Annotated in this window: 18 protein-coding genes; 9 read left to right on the plus strand and 9 right to left on the minus strand. The window is 73.1% G+C overall.

Translation table 11 applies throughout. The features are described from left to right. Window positions 1-44: 44 nt before the first annotated feature. Complete coding sequence (locus tag ACZ4VF_RS23840; protein WP_467928366.1) at window positions 45-698, minus strand: TetR/AcrR family transcriptional regulator; 654 nt, start codon at window positions 696-698, stop codon at window positions 45-47. 154 nt (window positions 699-852) lie between these two features. Between ACZ4VF_RS23840 and ACZ4VF_RS23845 the strand changes: the two genes are divergently transcribed. The 4 genes from ACZ4VF_RS23845 to ACZ4VF_RS23860 all read left to right on the plus strand — a co-directional run bounded on the left by ACZ4VF_RS23845 (window position 853) and on the right by ACZ4VF_RS23860 (window position 3,033). After that, entirely contained in the window at window positions 853-1,245 is a 393-nt protein-coding gene (locus ACZ4VF_RS23845; protein WP_467928367.1) for a VOC family protein, read from the plus strand. A gap of 69 nt (window positions 1,246-1,314) precedes the next feature. After that, window positions 1,315-1,971, plus strand: a complete 657-nt coding sequence (locus ACZ4VF_RS23850; RefSeq protein WP_467928369.1) for a CatB-related O-acetyltransferase — start codon at window positions 1,315-1,317, stop codon at window positions 1,969-1,971. A 143-nt stretch (window positions 1,972-2,114) separates the two neighbouring features. Further along, the gene (locus ACZ4VF_RS23855; RefSeq protein WP_467928370.1) at window positions 2,115-2,462 is read left to right on the plus strand and encodes a YciI family protein; all 348 of its coding nucleotides are present in this window, start codon (window positions 2,115-2,117) and stop codon (window positions 2,460-2,462) included. Between the two features lie 103 nt (window positions 2,463-2,565). Beyond that, a complete protein-coding gene (locus ACZ4VF_RS23860; protein WP_467928371.1) occupies window positions 2,566-3,033 on the plus strand; it encodes a nuclear transport factor 2 family protein in 468 nt (155 codons plus the stop codon). Between the two features lie 17 nt (window positions 3,034-3,050). On the opposite strand, the gene ACZ4VF_RS23865 is transcribed toward ACZ4VF_RS23860, so the two are convergent. Further along, the gene (locus tag ACZ4VF_RS23865) at window positions 3,051-4,562 is read right to left on the minus strand and encodes a zf-HC2 domain-containing protein (protein WP_467928373.1); all 1,512 of its coding nucleotides are present in this window, start codon (window positions 4,560-4,562) and stop codon (window positions 3,051-3,053) included. Further along, the gene (locus tag ACZ4VF_RS23870; RefSeq protein WP_467928374.1) at window positions 4,559-5,116 is read right to left on the minus strand and encodes a sigma-70 family RNA polymerase sigma factor; all 558 of its coding nucleotides are present in this window, start codon (window positions 5,114-5,116) and stop codon (window positions 4,559-4,561) included. The genes ACZ4VF_RS23865 and ACZ4VF_RS23870 overlap by 4 nt, the downstream gene beginning before the upstream one ends. Window positions 5,117-5,451: 335 nt before the next feature. On the opposite strand from ACZ4VF_RS23870, the gene ACZ4VF_RS23875 reads away from it, so the two are divergent. Then, complete coding sequence (locus ACZ4VF_RS23875; RefSeq protein ID WP_467928375.1) at window positions 5,452-5,832, plus strand: STAS domain-containing protein; 381 nt, start codon at window positions 5,452-5,454, stop codon at window positions 5,830-5,832. A gap of 149 nt (window positions 5,833-5,981) precedes the next feature. Further along, window positions 5,982-6,494 (plus strand): EF-hand domain-containing protein, encoded by a 513-nt coding sequence (locus ACZ4VF_RS23880; RefSeq protein ID WP_467928376.1) that lies wholly within the window; start codon window positions 5,982-5,984, stop codon window positions 6,492-6,494. 13 nt (window positions 6,495-6,507) lie between these two features. On the opposite strand, the gene purU is transcribed toward ACZ4VF_RS23880, so the two are convergent. Further along, window positions 6,508-7,395: a formyltetrahydrofolate deformylase gene (purU, locus tag ACZ4VF_RS23885; protein ID WP_467928378.1), complete on the minus strand. Its 888-nt coding sequence runs from the start codon at window positions 7,393-7,395 to the stop codon at window positions 6,508-6,510. 72 nt (window positions 7,396-7,467) lie between these two features. Then, window positions 7,468-7,965, minus strand: coding sequence for an SCO4402 family protein (locus ACZ4VF_RS23890; RefSeq protein ID WP_467928379.1), 498 nt, complete (start codon window positions 7,963-7,965; stop codon window positions 7,468-7,470). A gap of 132 nt (window positions 7,966-8,097) precedes the next feature. Here ACZ4VF_RS23890 and ACZ4VF_RS23895 point away from each other — a divergent pair, with 132 nt between their 5' ends. After that, on the plus strand, window positions 8,098-9,423 hold the full coding sequence (locus tag ACZ4VF_RS23895; RefSeq protein ID WP_467928380.1) for an ABC transporter substrate-binding protein: 1,326 nt from the start codon (window positions 8,098-8,100) through the stop codon (window positions 9,421-9,423). A 61-nt stretch (window positions 9,424-9,484) separates the two neighbouring features. On the opposite strand, the gene ACZ4VF_RS23900 is transcribed toward ACZ4VF_RS23895, so the two are convergent. Together ACZ4VF_RS23900 and ACZ4VF_RS23905 are read right to left on the minus strand one after the other, a co-directional pair. After that, a complete protein-coding gene (locus ACZ4VF_RS23900; RefSeq protein WP_467928381.1) occupies window positions 9,485-11,173 on the minus strand; it encodes a hypothetical protein in 1,689 nt (562 codons plus the stop codon). Between the two features lie 201 nt (window positions 11,174-11,374). Further along, on the minus strand, window positions 11,375-12,760 hold the full coding sequence (locus ACZ4VF_RS23905) for a transcriptional regulator (RefSeq protein WP_467928382.1): 1,386 nt from the start codon (window positions 12,758-12,760) through the stop codon (window positions 11,375-11,377). 286 nt (window positions 12,761-13,046) lie between these two features. Here ACZ4VF_RS23905 and ACZ4VF_RS23910 point away from each other — a divergent pair, with 286 nt between their 5' ends. Next, the gene (locus ACZ4VF_RS23910) at window positions 13,047-13,712 is read left to right on the plus strand and encodes a bifunctional DNA primase/polymerase (protein ID WP_467928384.1); all 666 of its coding nucleotides are present in this window, start codon (window positions 13,047-13,049) and stop codon (window positions 13,710-13,712) included. Between the two features lie 117 nt (window positions 13,713-13,829). Here ACZ4VF_RS23910 and ACZ4VF_RS23915 read toward each other — a convergent pair whose 3' ends face one another. Together ACZ4VF_RS23915 and ACZ4VF_RS23920 are read right to left on the minus strand one after the other, a co-directional pair. Next, window positions 13,830-14,714 (minus strand): alpha/beta fold hydrolase, encoded by an 885-nt coding sequence (locus tag ACZ4VF_RS23915; protein ID WP_467928385.1) that lies wholly within the window; start codon window positions 14,712-14,714, stop codon window positions 13,830-13,832. A gap of 345 nt (window positions 14,715-15,059) precedes the next feature. Then, window positions 15,060-15,752 (minus strand): metal-dependent transcriptional regulator, encoded by a 693-nt coding sequence (locus ACZ4VF_RS23920; protein WP_059250541.1) that lies wholly within the window; start codon window positions 15,750-15,752, stop codon window positions 15,060-15,062. A 226-nt stretch (window positions 15,753-15,978) separates the two neighbouring features. Between ACZ4VF_RS23920 and ACZ4VF_RS23925 the strand changes: the two genes are divergently transcribed. After that, a complete protein-coding gene (locus ACZ4VF_RS23925; RefSeq protein ID WP_467928386.1) occupies window positions 15,979-16,734 on the plus strand; it encodes an SIS domain-containing protein in 756 nt (251 codons plus the stop codon). Window positions 16,735-16,751: the final 17 nt, after the last annotated feature.

Here is a 16,751-nt window from a genome sequence, read left to right on the forward strand (position 1 = left end):
GGTGACCCGCCCGACTCGCCGGTCCCGTTCGCCGGGACGGCGGTTCAGGCGACGGCGTAGCCGGCGAGGGCCGGTTCGAGCAGGCCGAAGGCGTCGGCGGCTTCCGCGGTGACGGTGTCGGCGATGTCGTCGTCGGGATGCCCGGCCAGGGTGAGCTCCTGGATGCGCTGGAACAGGATGCGGTGGACGGCGCCGAGCAGCCCGGCGGCCGTCTGGACGGTGATGTCGTCCCCTGGTGCGCCGACGGCCGCCGCGAGGGCGTCGGCGAGGGCGCGTTCACGCTGGTCGTGCAGGCCGCGCAGGCAGGCCGTGAGGGTGGGACTGTCGGTGATCATGCGGGCGAAGGCCGGGCCGGAGAATCCGGAGACCGGGTCCCTGGTCGCGACGGCGTCGGCGAAGGCGCGCCGCAGCGCCGCCAGTGCGGACTCGCCCGGGCGCCGGGCGGCCACCGTGTCCGCCAGGGACGCGATGAACGCGTCCTGGTGGTCGAGCGCCAGGTCCTCCTTGCGCGGGAAGTAGTTGGTCACCGTCTTCTTGGCGACGCGTGCGGCGGCGGCGATCTCGGCGATCGTGGTCCGCTCGAAGCCCTGGTCGACGAAGAGACGGGTGGCGTGGTCGGAGATGAGCTGCCGGGTCTCCTGCTTCTTCGTTTCGCGGAGGCCGGCCGGCTGCGCGGGCGAGGCGGCGTCAGTAGACATGGAGCAATCTTACCCTCGTAGCATTTTTATGTTGACACCCTTGGGTCGGTCCGGATAACTTTACGTCCGTCGTAAGTTTGCGTCGGGGGTGGGCCGGTTCGGCTCGCCCTGGCCCACCGGGGCAGACCGTTCCGCGTCTCCGAGGAGAACCGCCGTGCAGATCACCGCGTCCACCGTGAGCCTCACCGTCGACGACGTCGCCGCGTCCCAGCGGTTCTTCACCCGCCACCTCGGCTACGCCGAACAGGCCGCCGCCGAGGGCTTCGCCTCCCTGACCCGCGGCGGCGCCGCGGTGGACGTGGTCCTGCTCGCACGCGGCACCGACGTGCTGCCGGCGGAACAGCGCGACCAGCACGCCTCCGGAGTGATCCTCGCCTTCACCGGCACCCGCATCGACGACGAGGAGAGGCGACTGCGCGCCGAGGGGGTCGAGATCACCATGCCGTTGCGCGAAGAGCCGTGGGGCGAGCGGCTGTTCCAGATCCAGGACCCGAACGGAGTGGTCATCCAGTTCGTCGAATGGGTCACCCCTTCCGTCCGCGCCTGACCACCCTGGCGAGGACAGCCGCCGACCACATCCCGAAGGCCACGGGCCGAACGTCCCAAGGAAGATCCCTTGTCACCTGATCCCACCACCGTCCACCCGCTGCCCGCGCACGACCGGGTGGTGTTCCTCAAACCCCTGGTCACCTCGCCGAACGTCGTCGTGGGCGAGTACACGTACTACGACGACCCGGACGGGGCCACCGAGTTCGAGCGCCGCAACGTCCTGTACGCGTACGGCCCCGAACGACTGGTCATCGGCAAGTACTGCGCGATCGCCATGGGAACCAGGTTCCTGATGGCGGGCGCGGAGCATCCGACGATGGGCGTGTCCACGTTCCCGTTCACCATGTTCGGCGGCCGCTGGGCCGAGGAGACCCTGGACATCGTCACCTCCATGCCCAGCCGCGGTGACACGGTGATCGGCAACGACGTCTGGATCGGTCACGGGGCGACCGTCATGCCCGGCGTCCGCATCGGTGACGGCGTCGTCGTCGCGGCCGGCGCGGTGGTCACCGCCGACGTCCCGCCCTACACGATCGTCGGCGGCAACCCGGCCCGGCCGATCCGGCAGCGGTTCGACGACGCGGACATCGAGCGCCTGCAGCGCGCCGCGTGGTGGGACTGGCCCGCCGCCCTCGTCACCGAACACGCCCGGACCATCATGGCCGGAACCCCCGACGACATCGCCCGCGTCGCCGCCGAGCACGGCGTGGGGAAGCCCCTCTGACGCCCCCTGGGGCACCCTGGGCGGCGCACGGGAGACCGGCGCGCTCGGCCCTCATCGTCTTCGCGGGACCGCGGCACCTGAGCGGCCGTCCCCACCACACGTTCACCGGTGGCCGCCCGTGCGGCGGTCCGGGAGGAGCCTGCATGAAATGCGCACTCGTGATCTTCGAGACGGACGCGTCACGCCGCCGGATCCGGGCCGACCGGTCCGCCTACCGCAAGGCGTACGAAAGCTGGATCGGCGGCCTTGCCGCGGCGGGGAAGCTGGTCGGCGGCGAGGCCCTGGAGACCGAGCACACAGCCCCGGTGACGGTGCGCACGGCGGCCGACGGCACACCGGCCGTGACCGACGGGCCCGCACAGCCGGGTGAGGAGTCTCTCGGAGGCTGGTTCGTCGTCGACGTCGCCGACCTCGACGAGGCCGTCGAACTCGCCAGGAGCCTCCCCACCCCGGAGACCGTCGAGATCCGCCCGGTCCTCGAATCCGCCTGAGCCGGGCGGGTCGGGGGCCCGCCATCCGCCGGGGGCCGACCACTGCGCGGATGACGTCCGAATGCCGCCGGTAAGGGTTCACCGTGGTGCTCATGCTGGCGGCATGACGATGTCATCCCCCACCGAGTCGACGAGAGTTCTCGCCGGCATGTACGCGGCCGAGGCTCAGTACCTGGCGGCAGGAGGCCCCGGCGAGGCCTCGTTCGACCTGCTCGCCCCCTTCTTCGCACCGGATGTCCGGCTGCATCAGGCAGAGGCTCTGCCCTACGGCGGCACGTGGCGCGGGCACGACGGCATGGCCCGGTTCTTCCACAGGATGGGAGAGGTGTGGGAGTCGTTCGAGATGCTGGAGCAGGAGTTCCTCGCCACCGGTGAAACCGCCGTCGTGCTCACACGGGTTCGTGCTCGCGCTCGCGCGACGGGCCGTGAACTCGACTTTCCGATCCTGCAGGCGATCACGGTCAGGGACGGGCGGATCACCGAGGTCCGGCCGTTCTACTGGGACACGCGCGCCGTCGCCGACGCCTGTGCCGGGTCCGACCCGCCGCGCGACGAGGCCGGGTCACGGTGAGCCGGGCCCCGTGCCCCTCACATCCGGCTCAGCGAGGCCACCGCGAACAGGACGTCCCTGATCGCCTGGCGGTCGCCGTTCTGGCCCACCGCCGCGTCCTCCGGTGACACATGGCCGGCGGCCAGGTGGCAGAACTCCACGCCGTCCAGGGCCACATGGGCCACCTCCAGCTCCGCGGAACCGACCGCGGCCGGTGAGTCCAGCGGGATCAGCCACTCACCGCCGGCCGCGCCCTCGATCTCCAGGCGCAGGCTGCGGCCGGGCGCTCCGGCCGGAACCAGGTGCGGGGTCCGGTACCCCGGCGCGGACAGGCCCGCACGGCGGCGCTCGGCGAGTACCGTCGGCAGCAGGCGGGCCGCGAGGGTGATCATCCGGTGGAGGTGGCGCGGCGCCGGCGGCTTGTACGGGTAGTCCACCGCCTCCGCGATGTCCGCGGCGTGCACCCAGCACTCGAAGGCGCGGTCCAGCATCGCGTCGTGCAGCGGCAGTGCGAAGTCGCCGTACGACACCTCGAGGCCGCCCGCGTGACCGCCGGTGAAGGACACCGTCCGCACCAGGCTGTGGCTCTGCTCCCGCCACGGCCCCCGTACCGACCGCGTCGGCGGGAAGTGCGAGGCCCGCCAGAACGCCTCCGTACGGCCGGCCGGGCCCGCGGCATCCGGCTGCGCGGCCCCGGCGACACCGGCCAGCGGGTCCTCCAGGCCGAGCGCGGCGGCGATCAGGCCGTCCACCGACAGCAGGTGCGCGATCACCCCGGCGACGGTCGTACGACGGCTCGTCTGCGTGTCCCGCTCGAACCAGCGCAGCCGCACCGGCGCGTGCCACTCCGCGTCGCCGAAGTCCTGGAGCAGCGCGTCCAGCCGCGCGGTCTCGGCGTCGTACGGCGCCGCCCAGTCGGGCACCGGAATGCGCGGCGGCCGGCGGTTCAGGCAGCTCTCCAGGACGCGCGTGCGCAGCCCGGGGTCCAGGTCCAGGCTCTCCGGCTGGTGCAGCAGGCCGACCGCCTCGCGCAGCCGGCGGGCCTCGTCGGCGCACGCGCCGCAGTCACCCAGGTGTTCCTCCACGGCCGCCGTCTCCGCCGCCGAACAGGCGGCCAGCGCCCAGGCACCGAGCAGCGACTTCAGGACGTCGTGCGACAGGTCGAGCGGCACGGGTGCGAGGTCCCCCAGGTCGGCGAGGTCGGGCAGCGGAACCCCGCTGTCCTCCACGGAGGTGCGGGGCGTGGGTATGCGCGGGGCGTGCGCGGGTCCGTTCCCGCCGACTCCGCCGTGCCCCGCGTCACCGGCGCCACCGGAACCGCCGGGGCGGCCGGAACCGCCGTGTCCGGCACCGCTGTCGGACGCGCCGTGACGACCGTCAGGGAAGCGCCCCTCGTCCGCCGCGCCCGGCCCGCTCGAGCCGGCTTCCCCGTGTGACCGTCCGCCGTGAGGCCGTTCGTCGTGCGCGTCATCCCCGCGGCGCCCTTCCCCTCCCCGGCCGTCGTGCTCGTCGTACCCGTCCCGTGCCCCGAACCCACCCGCCCCCGTCACACCGCACCCCGGTATCCCGGCGGTGTGCCGGTGTCGTGGGCGGTGGAGAGGAGTTGGAGGCCGAGGCGGAGCCGGCGGCGGGCCTCCTCCTCGGTGACGCCGAGGTCGGCCGCGGTCTGGCGGTAGTCGAGGCGCTGGACGTAGGCCCGGTCCAGGGCGGCGCGCAGCGGGGCCGGCATGGAGTGGACGATGTAGTCGGCGCGGGCGGCGACGGAGGCGCGGCGGACGGTGCTCTCCAGTTCCTCGCGCCGCGGCTGCTCCCGTTCCTCCCGGTCCCGCAGCCGCTGCACGGCGACCCGGTGGGTGACGGCGGCGACCCAGGAGCGCAGGGGTCCCTGCCGGGGGTCGTAGGTCTCGGGGTGCTCCCAGACGTGGGCGAAGACCTCGCGGGTGACGGCGTCGGCGGCCTGTTCGTCGGCGAGGACGCGGTGGGCGAGGCTGTGCACGAGGGAGGCGAAGCGGTCGTACAGCTCTCCGAGGGCGGCCGCCTCTCCGCGCGCGAGCCGCTGCTGCATCTTGCGGTCCCAGCGGGGCGGTACGTCCTTCCCGGCCATGCGGTCCCCTCCCCTCACCGTGTCCGGCCCGTCCAGCCTGTCGGTCCTGTCCTCTCGAATGTAGTCGGCACGTCCGACAACGCACGCCCCTTTGGGGCAATGTGCGCCCCCGGCGACGCCGCAGGTGATAGTGCCCTCTTCACACAACCTTCACACCAGGCGCGTACACCTCTGATCGAACACGATCGATAGTGACCGAAACAAGCCCCTTGTGGATCACCTGCCGTTTGCCACACCACGTTTCAGGGAACGGCCGCTGGGCAGCCGCGCGGAATGAAACGTAGGAACTGCTTCCGTTTCCGGGCGGTTCCGCGGGATCCGGCGAGCGGAGGGGCATGGCCGTGACATTCAAGGTGACCGGCGCCGAACGGGGCGAGTGGGCCGTGCTCCGGGTCTCCGGGGAACTGGACCTGATGACCTCTCCGGTACTGCGCCAACGGGTGCACGACATCGTCGCCGAGGGGCACCACAGCCTCGTCGTGGACCTCTCCGACGTGTTCTTCTGCGACTCCAGCGGGGTCGGCGTCCTCATCGCCGCCCGTCGGCTGATCCGCTCCTGCCGGGGACGGCTGCGGCTGATCCTGCCGGACCGGGGCGCCGAGGACGGCTCGCACGTCAACCGGGTCCTCGGCGCGCTCGGTGTCCGCCGGCTCTTCGACGTCCGCCCCGACGTCGAGTCCGCCACCACCGATGACGCGGACCCCCTGTCGGCCTGAGCACGTTTCCCGGCCCGACGCCACACAGTTGTCGCGGAATTCCCCCGGTCTTGGCACAACCGCCGCTTCGCCGCCACCTTCCCGCCCCCCGCGACGTACGCTCCCACCCGGACCAACCCCCACGTCAACGGAAGGCGGCCCGAACAGCCATGGTCAGCACCGAGTACGAGCGCAGGATCGCCGCCCGGTTCGCCACCTTCGACCAGGACGGCAACGGCTCCATCGACCGTGAGGACTTCAGCGCGGCGGCCAAGGCACTGCTCGCCGAGTTCGGCGTGCCCGCGCGCTCCGACAGGGGCCAGGCGCTGTACGCCGGAGCGGAGGCGTTCTGGCAGGGCATGGCCGGCATCGCGGACCGGGACGGCGACCAGCGCATCACGCGCGAGGAGTTCGTCGACGGCGCGGTCAAGCGGCTGCGCGACAACCCCGACCGCTTCGCCGAGATCGCCCGTCCCTTCCTGCACGCGGCCCTGGCGGTGGCGGGCGACGGCGAGGACGGCAGGGCCCGTGTCGCCGACGCGGCGCGGGTGCTCCGCGTCCTGCACGTCCCGGCGGACCAGGCCGAGGCGATCGCCGCCGCCCTGGACACCGACGGCGACGGAACGGTCGGCGAGCCGGACGTCGTCCCCGCGTTCGCCCGCTACTTCACGGTGCCCGAGTAGGCGCGCCGCCTCCTCAGGCGAACACCACCGTCCGCCGCCCATTGAGCAGAATGCGTCGTTCCGCGTGCCACTTCACGGCCCGCGCCAGCGCCTGGCACTCCACGTCGCGCCCGATGGCCACCAACTGGTCCGGCGTCACGCCGTGGCCGACGCGCTCGACCTCCTGCTCGATGATCGGTCCCTCGTCGAGGTCCGCGGTGACGTAGTGCGCCGTCGCGCCGATCAGCTTCACGCCCCGGGCGTGCGCCTGGTGGTACGGCTTGGCGCCCTTGAAGCTCGGCAGGAAGGAGTGGTGGATGTTGATGATCCGGCCGCTGAGCTGCTTGCACAGGTCGTCCGAGAGCACCTGCATGTAGCGGGCGAGGACGACCAGCTCGACCTTCTCCTCGCGCACCAGCTCCAGCAGCTTCGCCTCGGCCTCCGCCTTGTTCTCCTTCGTCACCGGGATGTGGTGGAAGGGGATGTTGTAGGAGGCCACCAGTTCTTCGAAGTCGGTGTGATTGGAGACCACAGCCACGATCTCCACCGGCAGCGCACCGATCCGCGCCCGGAACAGCAGGTCGTTCAGGCAGTGCCCGAACTTGCTGACCATCAGCACGATGCGCATCTTCTGGTCGGCCCGGTGGATCTGCCAGTCCATGTGGAAGGTGTCACCGATCGCCGCGAAGCTCGCCCGCAGCTTGTCCACCGTCACCGGCGCCTCGGCCGAGAAGTGGACGCGCATGAAGAACAGTCCCGTGTCGTGGTCGCCGAACTGCTGGCTGTCCTCGATGTTGCAGCCGGTCATGAACAGATAGCTGGACACGGCGTGCACGATGCCCTTTTTGTCCGGGCAGGAGAGCGTGAGGACGTACTGGTCGGCCGGGGTGGCGGCGGCGGAGGAGGCGGACTGTTCGGTCATGCACCACAGGGTCCCATACCGGCCACCCCGCGGGGATCGCCGTCCGCCACGCGGACCTCGTCAGGAACCCGTTCAGGACCTCGTCAGGATCCGCAGCACTTCCAGGCTCTTCGGCGCCGCGTCCGGGTCCTCCCCGTCGCTCGCCGACATCCGCACGTGCGCGTCACGCGCCGCCCGCACCGCGTCCGGCCAGCCCGGGTGGTCCAGGTAGGCGGAGACCGGCGCGTCCGGGCCCACCTGGTGCATGATCCGCAGCACCCGCAGCACGGCGGTGTCGACGAGCGCCGCCTCCTGCGAGTCCCGGAATATGGTGCCGACGTACTTCTCGGCCGACCAGTTGTCCAGCCAGGTGTCCTCCACCAGCCGGTACACGGCGTCCGTGACGTCGCCGTAGCCGTCCGTGCCGGCCAGCCAGACGTCTCGCTGGAACACCGGGTCCGAGAGCATGTGCAGCGCCGAGCGCACGTTGCTGCGCCACCGCCACCACGGCATGTCGTTCAGGGGCATGCCGCCCATGGTGGAGGAGCGACGGCCGCGACGGGAAGAGTTCTCCGAACCTTGCACGGTCATCGATCGTACGTTCCCCGCCGCACCGGCCTCGCCGGCCCCTCCCGTTCCGGCCCCTCCAATTCACCTCCGGGTCACCTTTCGTCGACCCAGGGTCACTCCCAGGTTGGTCCTGTGAGGGAATCGTGCGGGTACATGACCGGCAGGCGACGCACCCGCAGTACGTTCCTCCCCGCCCTTCCCCGCCCCGTCCGGGCCACCGCCCTCGCCGGGGGCGCCCTGGCCCTCTGCGCGTCGCTCACCGCCGCATGCGGGGTCGTCCCCGGTGCCACGGGGGGCTCCGGGGACGACCCGGTCAAGGTGATGACCTGGGCCCCGCAGGACACCGACGCCACCAACAAGCCGGGCATGCCCGCGATGGCCCGCGCCTACGCGAAGTGGGTCAACGCCCACGGCGGCATCAACGGCCGCCGGCTGGAGGTGCTGACCTGCAACGACCACAACGACGGCGTGGGCGCCGCCCGGTGCGCCCGGCGTGCGGCGGACGAGAACGTGGTCGCGGTCGTCGGCTCCTACAGCCAGTTCGGCGACTCCTACCTGGCCCCGCTGGAAGGCGCCGGCATCCCCTACATCGGCGGCTACGGCGTCACCAACGACGAGTTCACCGGCGCCATGTCGTACCCGGTCAACGGCGGCCAGCCCGCCCTCCTGGCCGGCCTCGGCAAGGCCCTCGCCACCACCTGCGGCCACGTCGCCCTGGTCCGCCCCGACAGCATCGCCGGCGACCAGCTGCCCGCGATGCTCGACTCGGGCCTGAAGACGGGCGGCCACCCGGACGCCGGCGACCAGCTCGCCGCCGACGACGCCACCGAGTACGCCGGCCAGTCCGAGCAGGCGCTGCGCTACGCCACCAAGGGGGCGGAGAGGGAGGGGTGCGTGGTGCCCGCGCTCGGGGACCGCACGGACACCTTCATGGACTCCTTCCGGCGGGCCCGGCAGAACTTCCCGAAGGTGCGGACCGCGACCGTGCTCGGCAGCGTCGACCAGACCGTGATCAACGCCACGGGCGGGGCGTCGGGGCCGTACGAGGGGGCGTACATCACCGGCTGGTACCCGGTCGCCTCCGACCCGCGCTGGGACCCCATGAAGAAGGTGATCAACGAGGCGGCCTTCGGCGACAACCGCATCGACCCCGCGGACGCCGGTGTGCAGACCACGTGGATCGCCTACACCGTGCTCCGGGCCGCCCTGGAGAGGATCGGCGACGGCGAGGTGAGCGCCGACGCCGTGCGCCGCACCCTCAACGACGGCCTGCGGGTCTCCACCGGCGGTCTCACCCCGACCCTGCACTGGCCCTACGAGGGCAGGCTCGCCGCGGTCGGCTTCCCGCGGCTGGTGAACGCCGACGTCACCCTCCAGGTGGTGCGGGACGGCAAGCTGGTCGCGGCCCGCAGGGGCATCGGCGGTGCCGACGGCATCGCCGACATGACCTCGACGCTGGAGGCGGCCGACGTGCCGTGACGGGCCCCGCGCCGACGCCACGGCCACGGCTGCGGTCGCGGGGAGGGGCCCGGCGGGGCGGTCACAGCTGGGTGGGCTGGCGCTGGGTCAGGCCGTACTTCTGCGCGATGGTGTTCCACAGCGCCGCCGCCCTCGTCTTCTGCGCGCTGGCGGTGCCGCTCTCCCGGTTGCCGGCCTGGGTCTCCCCGGTGGTGCGGGCGTGCCCCTTGTGGCAGACCCTGCGGTTCTTGGCCTGGTCGGCCCAGGCCGCGTAGTGGTTGTCGGCCGCGGCGGACGCCTGCCAGGCCTTGGTCAGCGCGGCCGTCAGGTCGGCGTTGCCCGGGAGCTTGTCCACGGACAGCTTGCCGAGCCGGGTGACCAGCTGGCCGCGCTGCCCGGCCGCGTCCCGCAGATCGGCGGCGGCCTGGTCGAGGTTGTCGCACCGCTTGACGTCGGCCACCGCCTGGATGACCGAGGACCGGCTGCTGCCGCTGTCCGCGAGGAGCTTGTCCAGCTCGACCGCCTGCTGCCGGGCGGGGTCGACGGCGGGCGAGGCGGAGTCCTGGGTGGACGGGGAGGCGGCGGCGACCGTCTTGTCGTCCCCGCCCTTGTCGCTGCCGCCCCCGGTGCTGAGCAGCGCGCCGGCGCCGACGCCGAGCACGACGAGGCCCACGCCGACCGCGGCGATCAGCGGCACCCGCGACCGGCGCCGCCCGCCACCGTCGTCGTCGTACGTCCCGTCGTCGTACGACGACTGCGCCGGGCGGTACGACGCCGGGCCCGGGCCGGGGTAGGCGTCCGGCTGCTGGACGCGCGGGAGCTGCTGGGTGGACCCGGCCGGACCGTCACCGCCGGCGGGGCCGCCGCGGAAGAGGTTGTCGAACTCGGCGGGCGGCTGCCGGTCCCCGCCCTGCCCCCGCGCCTGGGCGGTGTAGGGCGGGATGTACTGGGTGGCCTCGGCGTCGGAGGGCGCGGGCGCCGCCTGCCGGGGCACCTGGCCCAGGTACCGGGTCTCCTCGCCGGCCGACTCCGGCGGAAGCGCGCCTGAGGTGGCGGGCGGGAGGTGCTGGGTGGCGGGCGGGATGTACTGACTGGCGGGCGGGATGTACTGGGTGGCCGCCTCGTGGACGGAGGCCGCCGCCGGGTCCGCGGGGACCGGCGGTATGTACTGGGTGGCGCCTTCGGACGGTGCGGCCTGCACCGGCGGCAGGTACTGGGTCGCGCCGTCCGCCGCCGGGGGCAGCGGGGCGGCTGCGGGCGGGTACGGATGCTGACCATGGGACGCCTGCTGTCCCTGCTGCTGGTGCTGCTGGTGCTGCTGGTGCTGCTGGTGAGCGTCGGCGGTGCCGTACGCGGGCTGCTGCCGGGCCGCCTCGTAGCCGCCCGGCGCGGCCTGGCCGCCGTAGGACGGTGCCTGGCCGCCGTAGGAGGATCCGGGGCCGCCGTAGGCCGGTGCCTGGCCGCCGTACGACGGGGCCGGGGCGCCCTCCGGGGGCAGCGGGCCCGGGTTGGCGGCGGACGGGGGCTGCTGGGAGCCGGTCCACTGCGGGGCCGCGGAGGGGGCCCAGCCCTGGTCCTGCCCGGGGGCCTGCTCGGGCGTCTGCCCGGCGGGGCCCCAGGAACCGTCCCAGGCCTGTCCGCCGGCCGGGCCGGCGGGGGCGGGCGTCGCGGTCATGCCCGGCAGCAGGGGCTCGCCTCCGTCGGAGGGCAGCACGATGCCTTCGCGCGCGGGCCGCGCCGAGGGCTCCTCGCCCTGTCCACTCTGCGTCACCGGGACTCCTACTAATGGGGGACCTTGTGAATCGTCGGCTCACGCTACCGGGTCCCCCGAGCCGCGTGCCACGCAGCGCAGGACGCGACCTCCTTCCCTGTGACGGCAGTAACACGTCGGCCCCGCGATGCGCTGTTCATGGCACCCCGGCGCACTCCGGGTGCCGTTTCCCTCCCGTTCACGCCCGCGCGGGGCCGGTGTTCACGCGGCCTGCTGCAGGTCGAGGCGCGCGCCGAACTCCCTCACCACCGCCTCCTCACGGAACGGCTCCAGTCGCTGCTGGAGGTCTTCCAGGTACTCCGCGCCCCGGTTGGAGCGGAGCGTCTCCAGCAGCTCCACCGCTCTCGTACCGGTGCTGCAGGCCTGCTCGATCTCGCGCTGCTGCACCTGGGCCGTGGCGAGCAGCACGTAGCCGATGGCACGCCGGCGGGCCCGGGACTCGGGGTGCCCGGCCAGCGACTGCTCGGCGTACCGCGCCGCCTGCTCGGGCTGCCCCAGGTCGCGGTGGCAGTGCGCCAGCTCGTCGGCGAGGTAGGCGTCGTCGAAGTGCCTGATCCACACCGGGTCGTCCCCGGCGGCGCCGTCCGCGCGCTCCATCGCGTCGACCGCCCGGCCGGCGGCCGCCTGCGCGGCACGCACGTCACCGAGCAGGGCGTGCCCGCGTGCCTCGGCGGCGTGGAACATCGCCTCCGCGCGCGGGGTCACGTGCCCGCGCGCCCCCTCCTGCGCCGCCCGCGCCAACTGGGCGATCTCGCGCGGGTTCCCGAGCTGCGCGGCGAGGTGGCTCATGGAGGCGGCGAGGACATAGCCGCCGTACCCGCGGTCCCCGGCGGCCTGTGCGAGCCGCAGCGACTGGATGTAGTACCGCTGCGCGAGGCCCGGCTGGCCGGTGTCGACGGCCATGTACCCGGCCAGCTCGGTCAACCGGGCGACGGCGGCGAAGAGTTCCCGGCCGACCGCCTCCCGGTACGAGCCCGCGAGCAGCCCGGAGACGACGCTGTTGAGGTAGTGCACGACGACCGGGCGGACGTGCCCGCTGCCGTACTGGTGGTCGAGGTCCACCAGCGCCTGGGTCATGGACCGTACGGCGGCCACGTCGGCCTGGCCCACGCGCGGGCCGGCCTGCCGGGCCACCTGGGCGTCCGGCGCCGAGATCAGCCAGTCGCGGCTGGGCTCGACCAGCGCGGAGGCGGCGACGGAGGAGCCGGACAGGAAGTCCCGGCGCCCCACGTCGCTGCGCCACAGCTCGCAGACCTGCTCGATGGCTCCCAGCACCGTCGGCGAGAACTGGAGACCGACTCCCGAGGCGAGGTTCTTGCCGTTGGCCATGCCGATCTCGTCGATCGTGACCGTCCGGCCGAGCTTGCGCCCGAGCGCCTCGGCGATGATCGCCGGGGCCCGGCCCCGCGGCTGCTGGCCGCGCAGCCAGCGGGCCACGGACGTCTTGTCGTAGCGCAGGTCGAGCCCGTGCTCGGCGCCGCACATGTTGACCCGCCGGGCCAGCCCGGCGTTCGAGCACCCCGCTTCCTGGATGAGTGCCTGCAGCCGTTCGTTCGGCTGCCTCGCCACGAGAGGCCTTGCGGCCATTGCTACCCCCTGCGTTGCGGTCCCCTGGAACGTGTCGGGATCTTCCGGAGCACGGAATGTTCCGGCCGGGAAGATCACTGCCCAGCTGACATACCGTCAATGCGTGACATGTGCGGTTTGCCGGGGTAAAGACGGTTGCCCCCCTTCCCTGGCTACCCATCGCACGCCCCGTCTCCTCCCACGCGCCCCCGGACGTGCACCCATGCGCCCCGACTGCGGAAGCGATGCTCCTCCCCCGCGCGCGGTACAGCCGTAACTCGTGGTGACCGTGGGAGTTGAGTGGAACGTGGAAGAGACGATCGCGGGCGCCCAGAACAGTCAGATGGCCGGTCACATTCCGCAGCAGCGCGGGGAAACGCTGCTGGAGACCGCCGTGCGGTACGCCGAGGAGCGGCACTGGGACGTGTTCCCGGGCACCTGGCTGGAAGCCGTCGACGGGATGCAGCGCTGCTCGTGCGGTGACGCCTCCTGCCCTGCGCCGGGTGCGCACCCCACGCGCCCCGACTGGGCGACCCAGGCGACCGGCAGCGCGACCGTCGCGCGCCGGATGTGGCACAAGCAGCCGACGGCGTCGATCCTGCTGCCGACGGGGCGGACCTTCGACACGCTGTCCGTCCCGGAGAGCGCGGGCTTCCTGGCGCTGGCCCGGATGGAGCGGATGGAGCTGACGCTCGGGCCGGTCACCCTGACCCCGGACCGGCGGATGCACTTCTTCGTGCTGCCCGGCGCCTCCGCGAAGGTGCCGGAGCTGGTGCGCAGGCTCGGCTGGTCGCCGTCGTCGCTGGACCTGGTGACGCAGGGCGAGGGCGCGTACGTCGCCGCTCCGCCCACGCGGTTCGGATCGCGGGGGGCCGTGCAGTGGGCCTGCCGGCCGACGCCGGCGAACCGGTGGCTGCCGGACGCGGAGGAGCTGATCTCGGCGCTGGCCTATGCGTGCGGGAGGGACCGGTAGCCGGTTCGCCCGCTCGTCCGGCCGTTCCGGGCCGTCGGTGACCGTGGCCCCGTCGTGGCCGTCCGCGCGGTTTCCCGCGTCCGCCGGCGAAGGGGACCCGGCGGACGCGCAGGCGGCTCAGTCCCCGAGCAGGCCGTCGAGAAACGGTGAGACGGCACCCCGCCAGGCCACCGGCGTGTCGTAGTGCGCGAGGTGGCCGGCGTCGGCGATCTCCGCGTACTCGCCCCGCGGCAGCACCCGCACCATCTCCTGCGCCTCCGCCCTCCCCAGCTCGCCGTCCACCCCGCGCACCACCAGGGTCGGGCAGCGCACCTGGGCCAGTTCCTCCCAGTGGGCGTCGTAGACCCAGGTCTCGCGGGAGCTGAGCATGTGCCGGGGGTCGAAGACGGGACGCCAGCCGTCCGCGCACTCGTGCATCACCTCGGCGTAGAACGCGCCGCGCGCCGGGCTGGGCCGCTCCACCCAGGGGTCGTCCTCGCCGAACCACGTGCGGACGTCGGCGAGGCTGGCGAAGGGAACGGGCCAGGACGTGAACCAGTCGGCCCACTCGCGCTGCGAGGCCGCGCCGAGCGCGGAGGCCCGCATGTCGCAGATGATCAGACCGCGGACCAGGTCGGGGCGCTTGGCGGCGAGCTGCCAGGCGGTCAGCGCGCCCATGGCGTGGCCGACGAGGACGACGGGGGCGAGGCCGAGCTGTTCCACGGCGGCCTCGGCGTCCTCGACGTAGGCCTCGCGCGTGTAGGCGGCCGGCGGGGGCTTGTCGCTCTGGCCGTGGCCGCGCTGGTCGAGCGCCACGGCGCGGTGGCGCCCGGCGAGCCAGCGGGCGGTGGACGCCCAGTGGGAGGCGCGGCCCATCAGGCCGTGGAGTAACAGCACTCCCGGAGGGCCCGGCTCCGCCGCCGCTCCACCGCCCGGCTCCGCCTCCGCTTTCGGAGGGTCGGCGAACTCCCAGGCGGCCAGGCGCAGCCCGCCCGCTCCCGTCACATCGATACGCCGTGCCATCGGCCTGGCACCCCCCAGTGCTCCGCCTGCCTCGTCGTCCAGCTCGTGTCGTCGACTCGTGTCGTCAGCTCGCCCGCTCGTCGGCCGGTGTCGTCCAGCCCGTACCGTCCAGCCGCCTCAGGCTATCGAATGCGCATTCGAAAATTCCGTCTCCCTGGACAACACCCCTCATTTGAGTGACATCCCCCAAGGAATGATCGCCGCCCCCGAGGGGATCTTTCTGGCAGGAGGCGGACCGCTCGGGGAAAAACGGTCCGAAGGGGATGACCCTGAGAGCTCGGGGCTCCGGGTCAGCACAGGGGAGGACAGGCCCCGGCGCCACACGCGCCGGGGCCCTCTCCTTGCTCAGCGCTTGGCGACGAACACGTGGGAGGCGATGTCCGCCTCCAGCTCGGCCGCCTCGCCGCCGCTGCCCACCAGCACGCCACCGGGCGACTCCGTCACGCTCACCACCGACCCGGGCTGCACACCCGCCCGCCGCAGCGTGTACATCAGCTGGGCGTCCGTCTGGATCGGCTCGCCGATACGGCGGACGACGACCGTCTTGCCGTCCGTGCCCGGGTCCAGGTCGGCCAGCGACACCATGCTCTCGTCCAGGAACGGGTCCGCCCCGTCCTTCTCGCCCAGCTCCTCCAGGCCCGGGATGGGGTTGCCGTACGGCGACTCGGTCGGATGCCGCAGCAGCTCCAGCACGCGGCGCTCGACGGCCTCGCTCATCACGTGCTCCCAGCGGCACGCCTCCGCGTGCACCTGCTCCCACTCCAGCCCGATCACGTCCACGAGCAGGCACTCCGCCAGGCGGTGCTTGCGCATCACACGGGTCGCGAGCCGACGGCCCTCGTCGGTCAGCTCCAGGTGCCGGTCGCTGGCCACGGAGACCAGGCCGTCACGCTCCATCCGCGCCACCGTCTGGCTCACCGTCGGCCCGCTCTGGTCCAGCCGCTCCGCGATGCGGGCGCGCATGGGGACGACGCCTTCCTCTTCGAGTTCGAGGATGGTGCGGAGATACATCTCCGTGGTGTCGATCAGTCCGGACATACGTGCCCCTCGATTACCTCTGCCGGCAGCCGGCCGCTTGCGCAGGCCCTGGCACCAATTCTGCCGGATCCCACTGACAAGCGGGCGGCAGCGGGAAAACGGACGCGCCCGGGCCGCCCGTGGCCGCGCCCGGCCGCCCGCGGACGCGCTCCGGCCGTCGTATTGACACCGAGATGGTCCAGACCGCACCGTGATCCGCGACACAGACGCTGCGAAGGGGCACCGCATGAGCGACGGCACGCCTGCCGACCTGTTCTTCGACGCCGCCATCGGCCTGCTGCACCGGGTCCGTGACGAGGAGGCCGGGGCCATCGCCGCTGCCGGCACCCTGCTCGCCGACACCGTCACGGCCGGCGGCCGCCTGTTCGCCTTCGGCGCCGGGCACTCCTCGCTGGCCGCCCAGGACGTCGTCTACCGCGCGGGCGGCCTCGCGCTGATGAACCTGCTCGCCGTACCCGGCGTCGTCGGCGTCGACGTCACCCCCGCCACCCTCGGCTCCGCCCTCGAACGGGTCGACGGACTCGCGAGCGCCGTCCTCGGCACCTCCCCGCTCCGCGCCGGCGACGCCCTCGTGATCGTCTCGCTCTCCGGGCGCAACGCCCTGCCCGTCGAGATGGCCCTGAGCGCCCGCGCCCTCGGCGTGAAGGTCGTCGGCGTCACCTCGGTGGCGTACGCCTCGCAGACGACGTCCCGGCACAGCTCCGGCACCTTCCTCAAGGACCACTGCGACGTCGTCCTCGACTCGAAGATCGCCGTCGGCGACGCGGAACTCGCCCTCGACACCATCCCGGCGCCCTTCGCCCCCGCCTCCACCGTCGTCACCACCGCCCTGATGCAGGCCGTCATGGCGACCACCGCCGCCGCCCTCGCCGACCGCGGCATCGAGCCCCCGCTGCTGCGCTCCGGCAACGTCGACGGCGGCCACGAGTGGAACGGCCGGGTGATGGCGGAGTACGGGGACCGGATCTTCTACCGCCGCTGACAGCCGTGCGGCCGGCC

Source organism: Streptomyces sp. NPDC029151, assembly GCF_055564315.1.

Excerpts from the sequence above, each read along its gene's own strand:
- ACZ4VF_RS23895 (WP_467928380.1), top strand. The coding sequence starts at position 8,098 with ATGACCGGCAGGCGACGCACCCGCAGTACGTTCCTCCCCGCCCTTCCC.
- ACZ4VF_RS23840 (WP_467928366.1), bottom strand. The coding sequence starts at position 698 with ATGTCTACTGACGCCGCCTCGCCCGCGCAGCCGGCCGGCCTCCGCGAA.
- ACZ4VF_RS23915 (WP_467928385.1), bottom strand. The coding sequence starts at position 14,714 with ATGGCACGGCGTATCGATGTGACGGGAGCGGGCGGGCTGCGCCTGGCC.
- ACZ4VF_RS23905 (WP_467928382.1), bottom strand. The coding sequence starts at position 12,760 with ATGGCCGCAAGGCCTCTCGTGGCGAGGCAGCCGAACGAACGGCTGCAG.
- ACZ4VF_RS23920 (WP_059250541.1), bottom strand. The coding sequence starts at position 15,752 with ATGTCCGGACTGATCGACACCACGGAGATGTATCTCCGCACCATCCTC.
- ACZ4VF_RS23890 (WP_467928379.1), bottom strand. The coding sequence starts at position 7,965 with ATGACCGTGCAAGGTTCGGAGAACTCTTCCCGTCGCGGCCGTCGCTCC.
- purU (WP_467928378.1), bottom strand. The coding sequence starts at position 7,395 with ATGACCGAACAGTCCGCCTCCTCCGCCGCCGCCACCCCGGCCGACCAG.
- ACZ4VF_RS23860 (WP_467928371.1), top strand. The coding sequence starts at position 2,566 with ATGACGATGTCATCCCCCACCGAGTCGACGAGAGTTCTCGCCGGCATG.
- ACZ4VF_RS23875 (WP_467928375.1), top strand. The coding sequence starts at position 5,452 with ATGGCCGTGACATTCAAGGTGACCGGCGCCGAACGGGGCGAGTGGGCC.
- ACZ4VF_RS23870 (WP_467928374.1), bottom strand. The coding sequence starts at position 5,116 with ATGGCCGGGAAGGACGTACCGCCCCGCTGGGACCGCAAGATGCAGCAG.
- ACZ4VF_RS23925 (WP_467928386.1), top strand. The coding sequence starts at position 15,979 with ATGAGCGACGGCACGCCTGCCGACCTGTTCTTCGACGCCGCCATCGGC.
- ACZ4VF_RS23880 (WP_467928376.1), top strand. The coding sequence starts at position 5,982 with ATGGTCAGCACCGAGTACGAGCGCAGGATCGCCGCCCGGTTCGCCACC.
- ACZ4VF_RS23855 (WP_467928370.1), top strand. The coding sequence starts at position 2,115 with ATGAAATGCGCACTCGTGATCTTCGAGACGGACGCGTCACGCCGCCGG.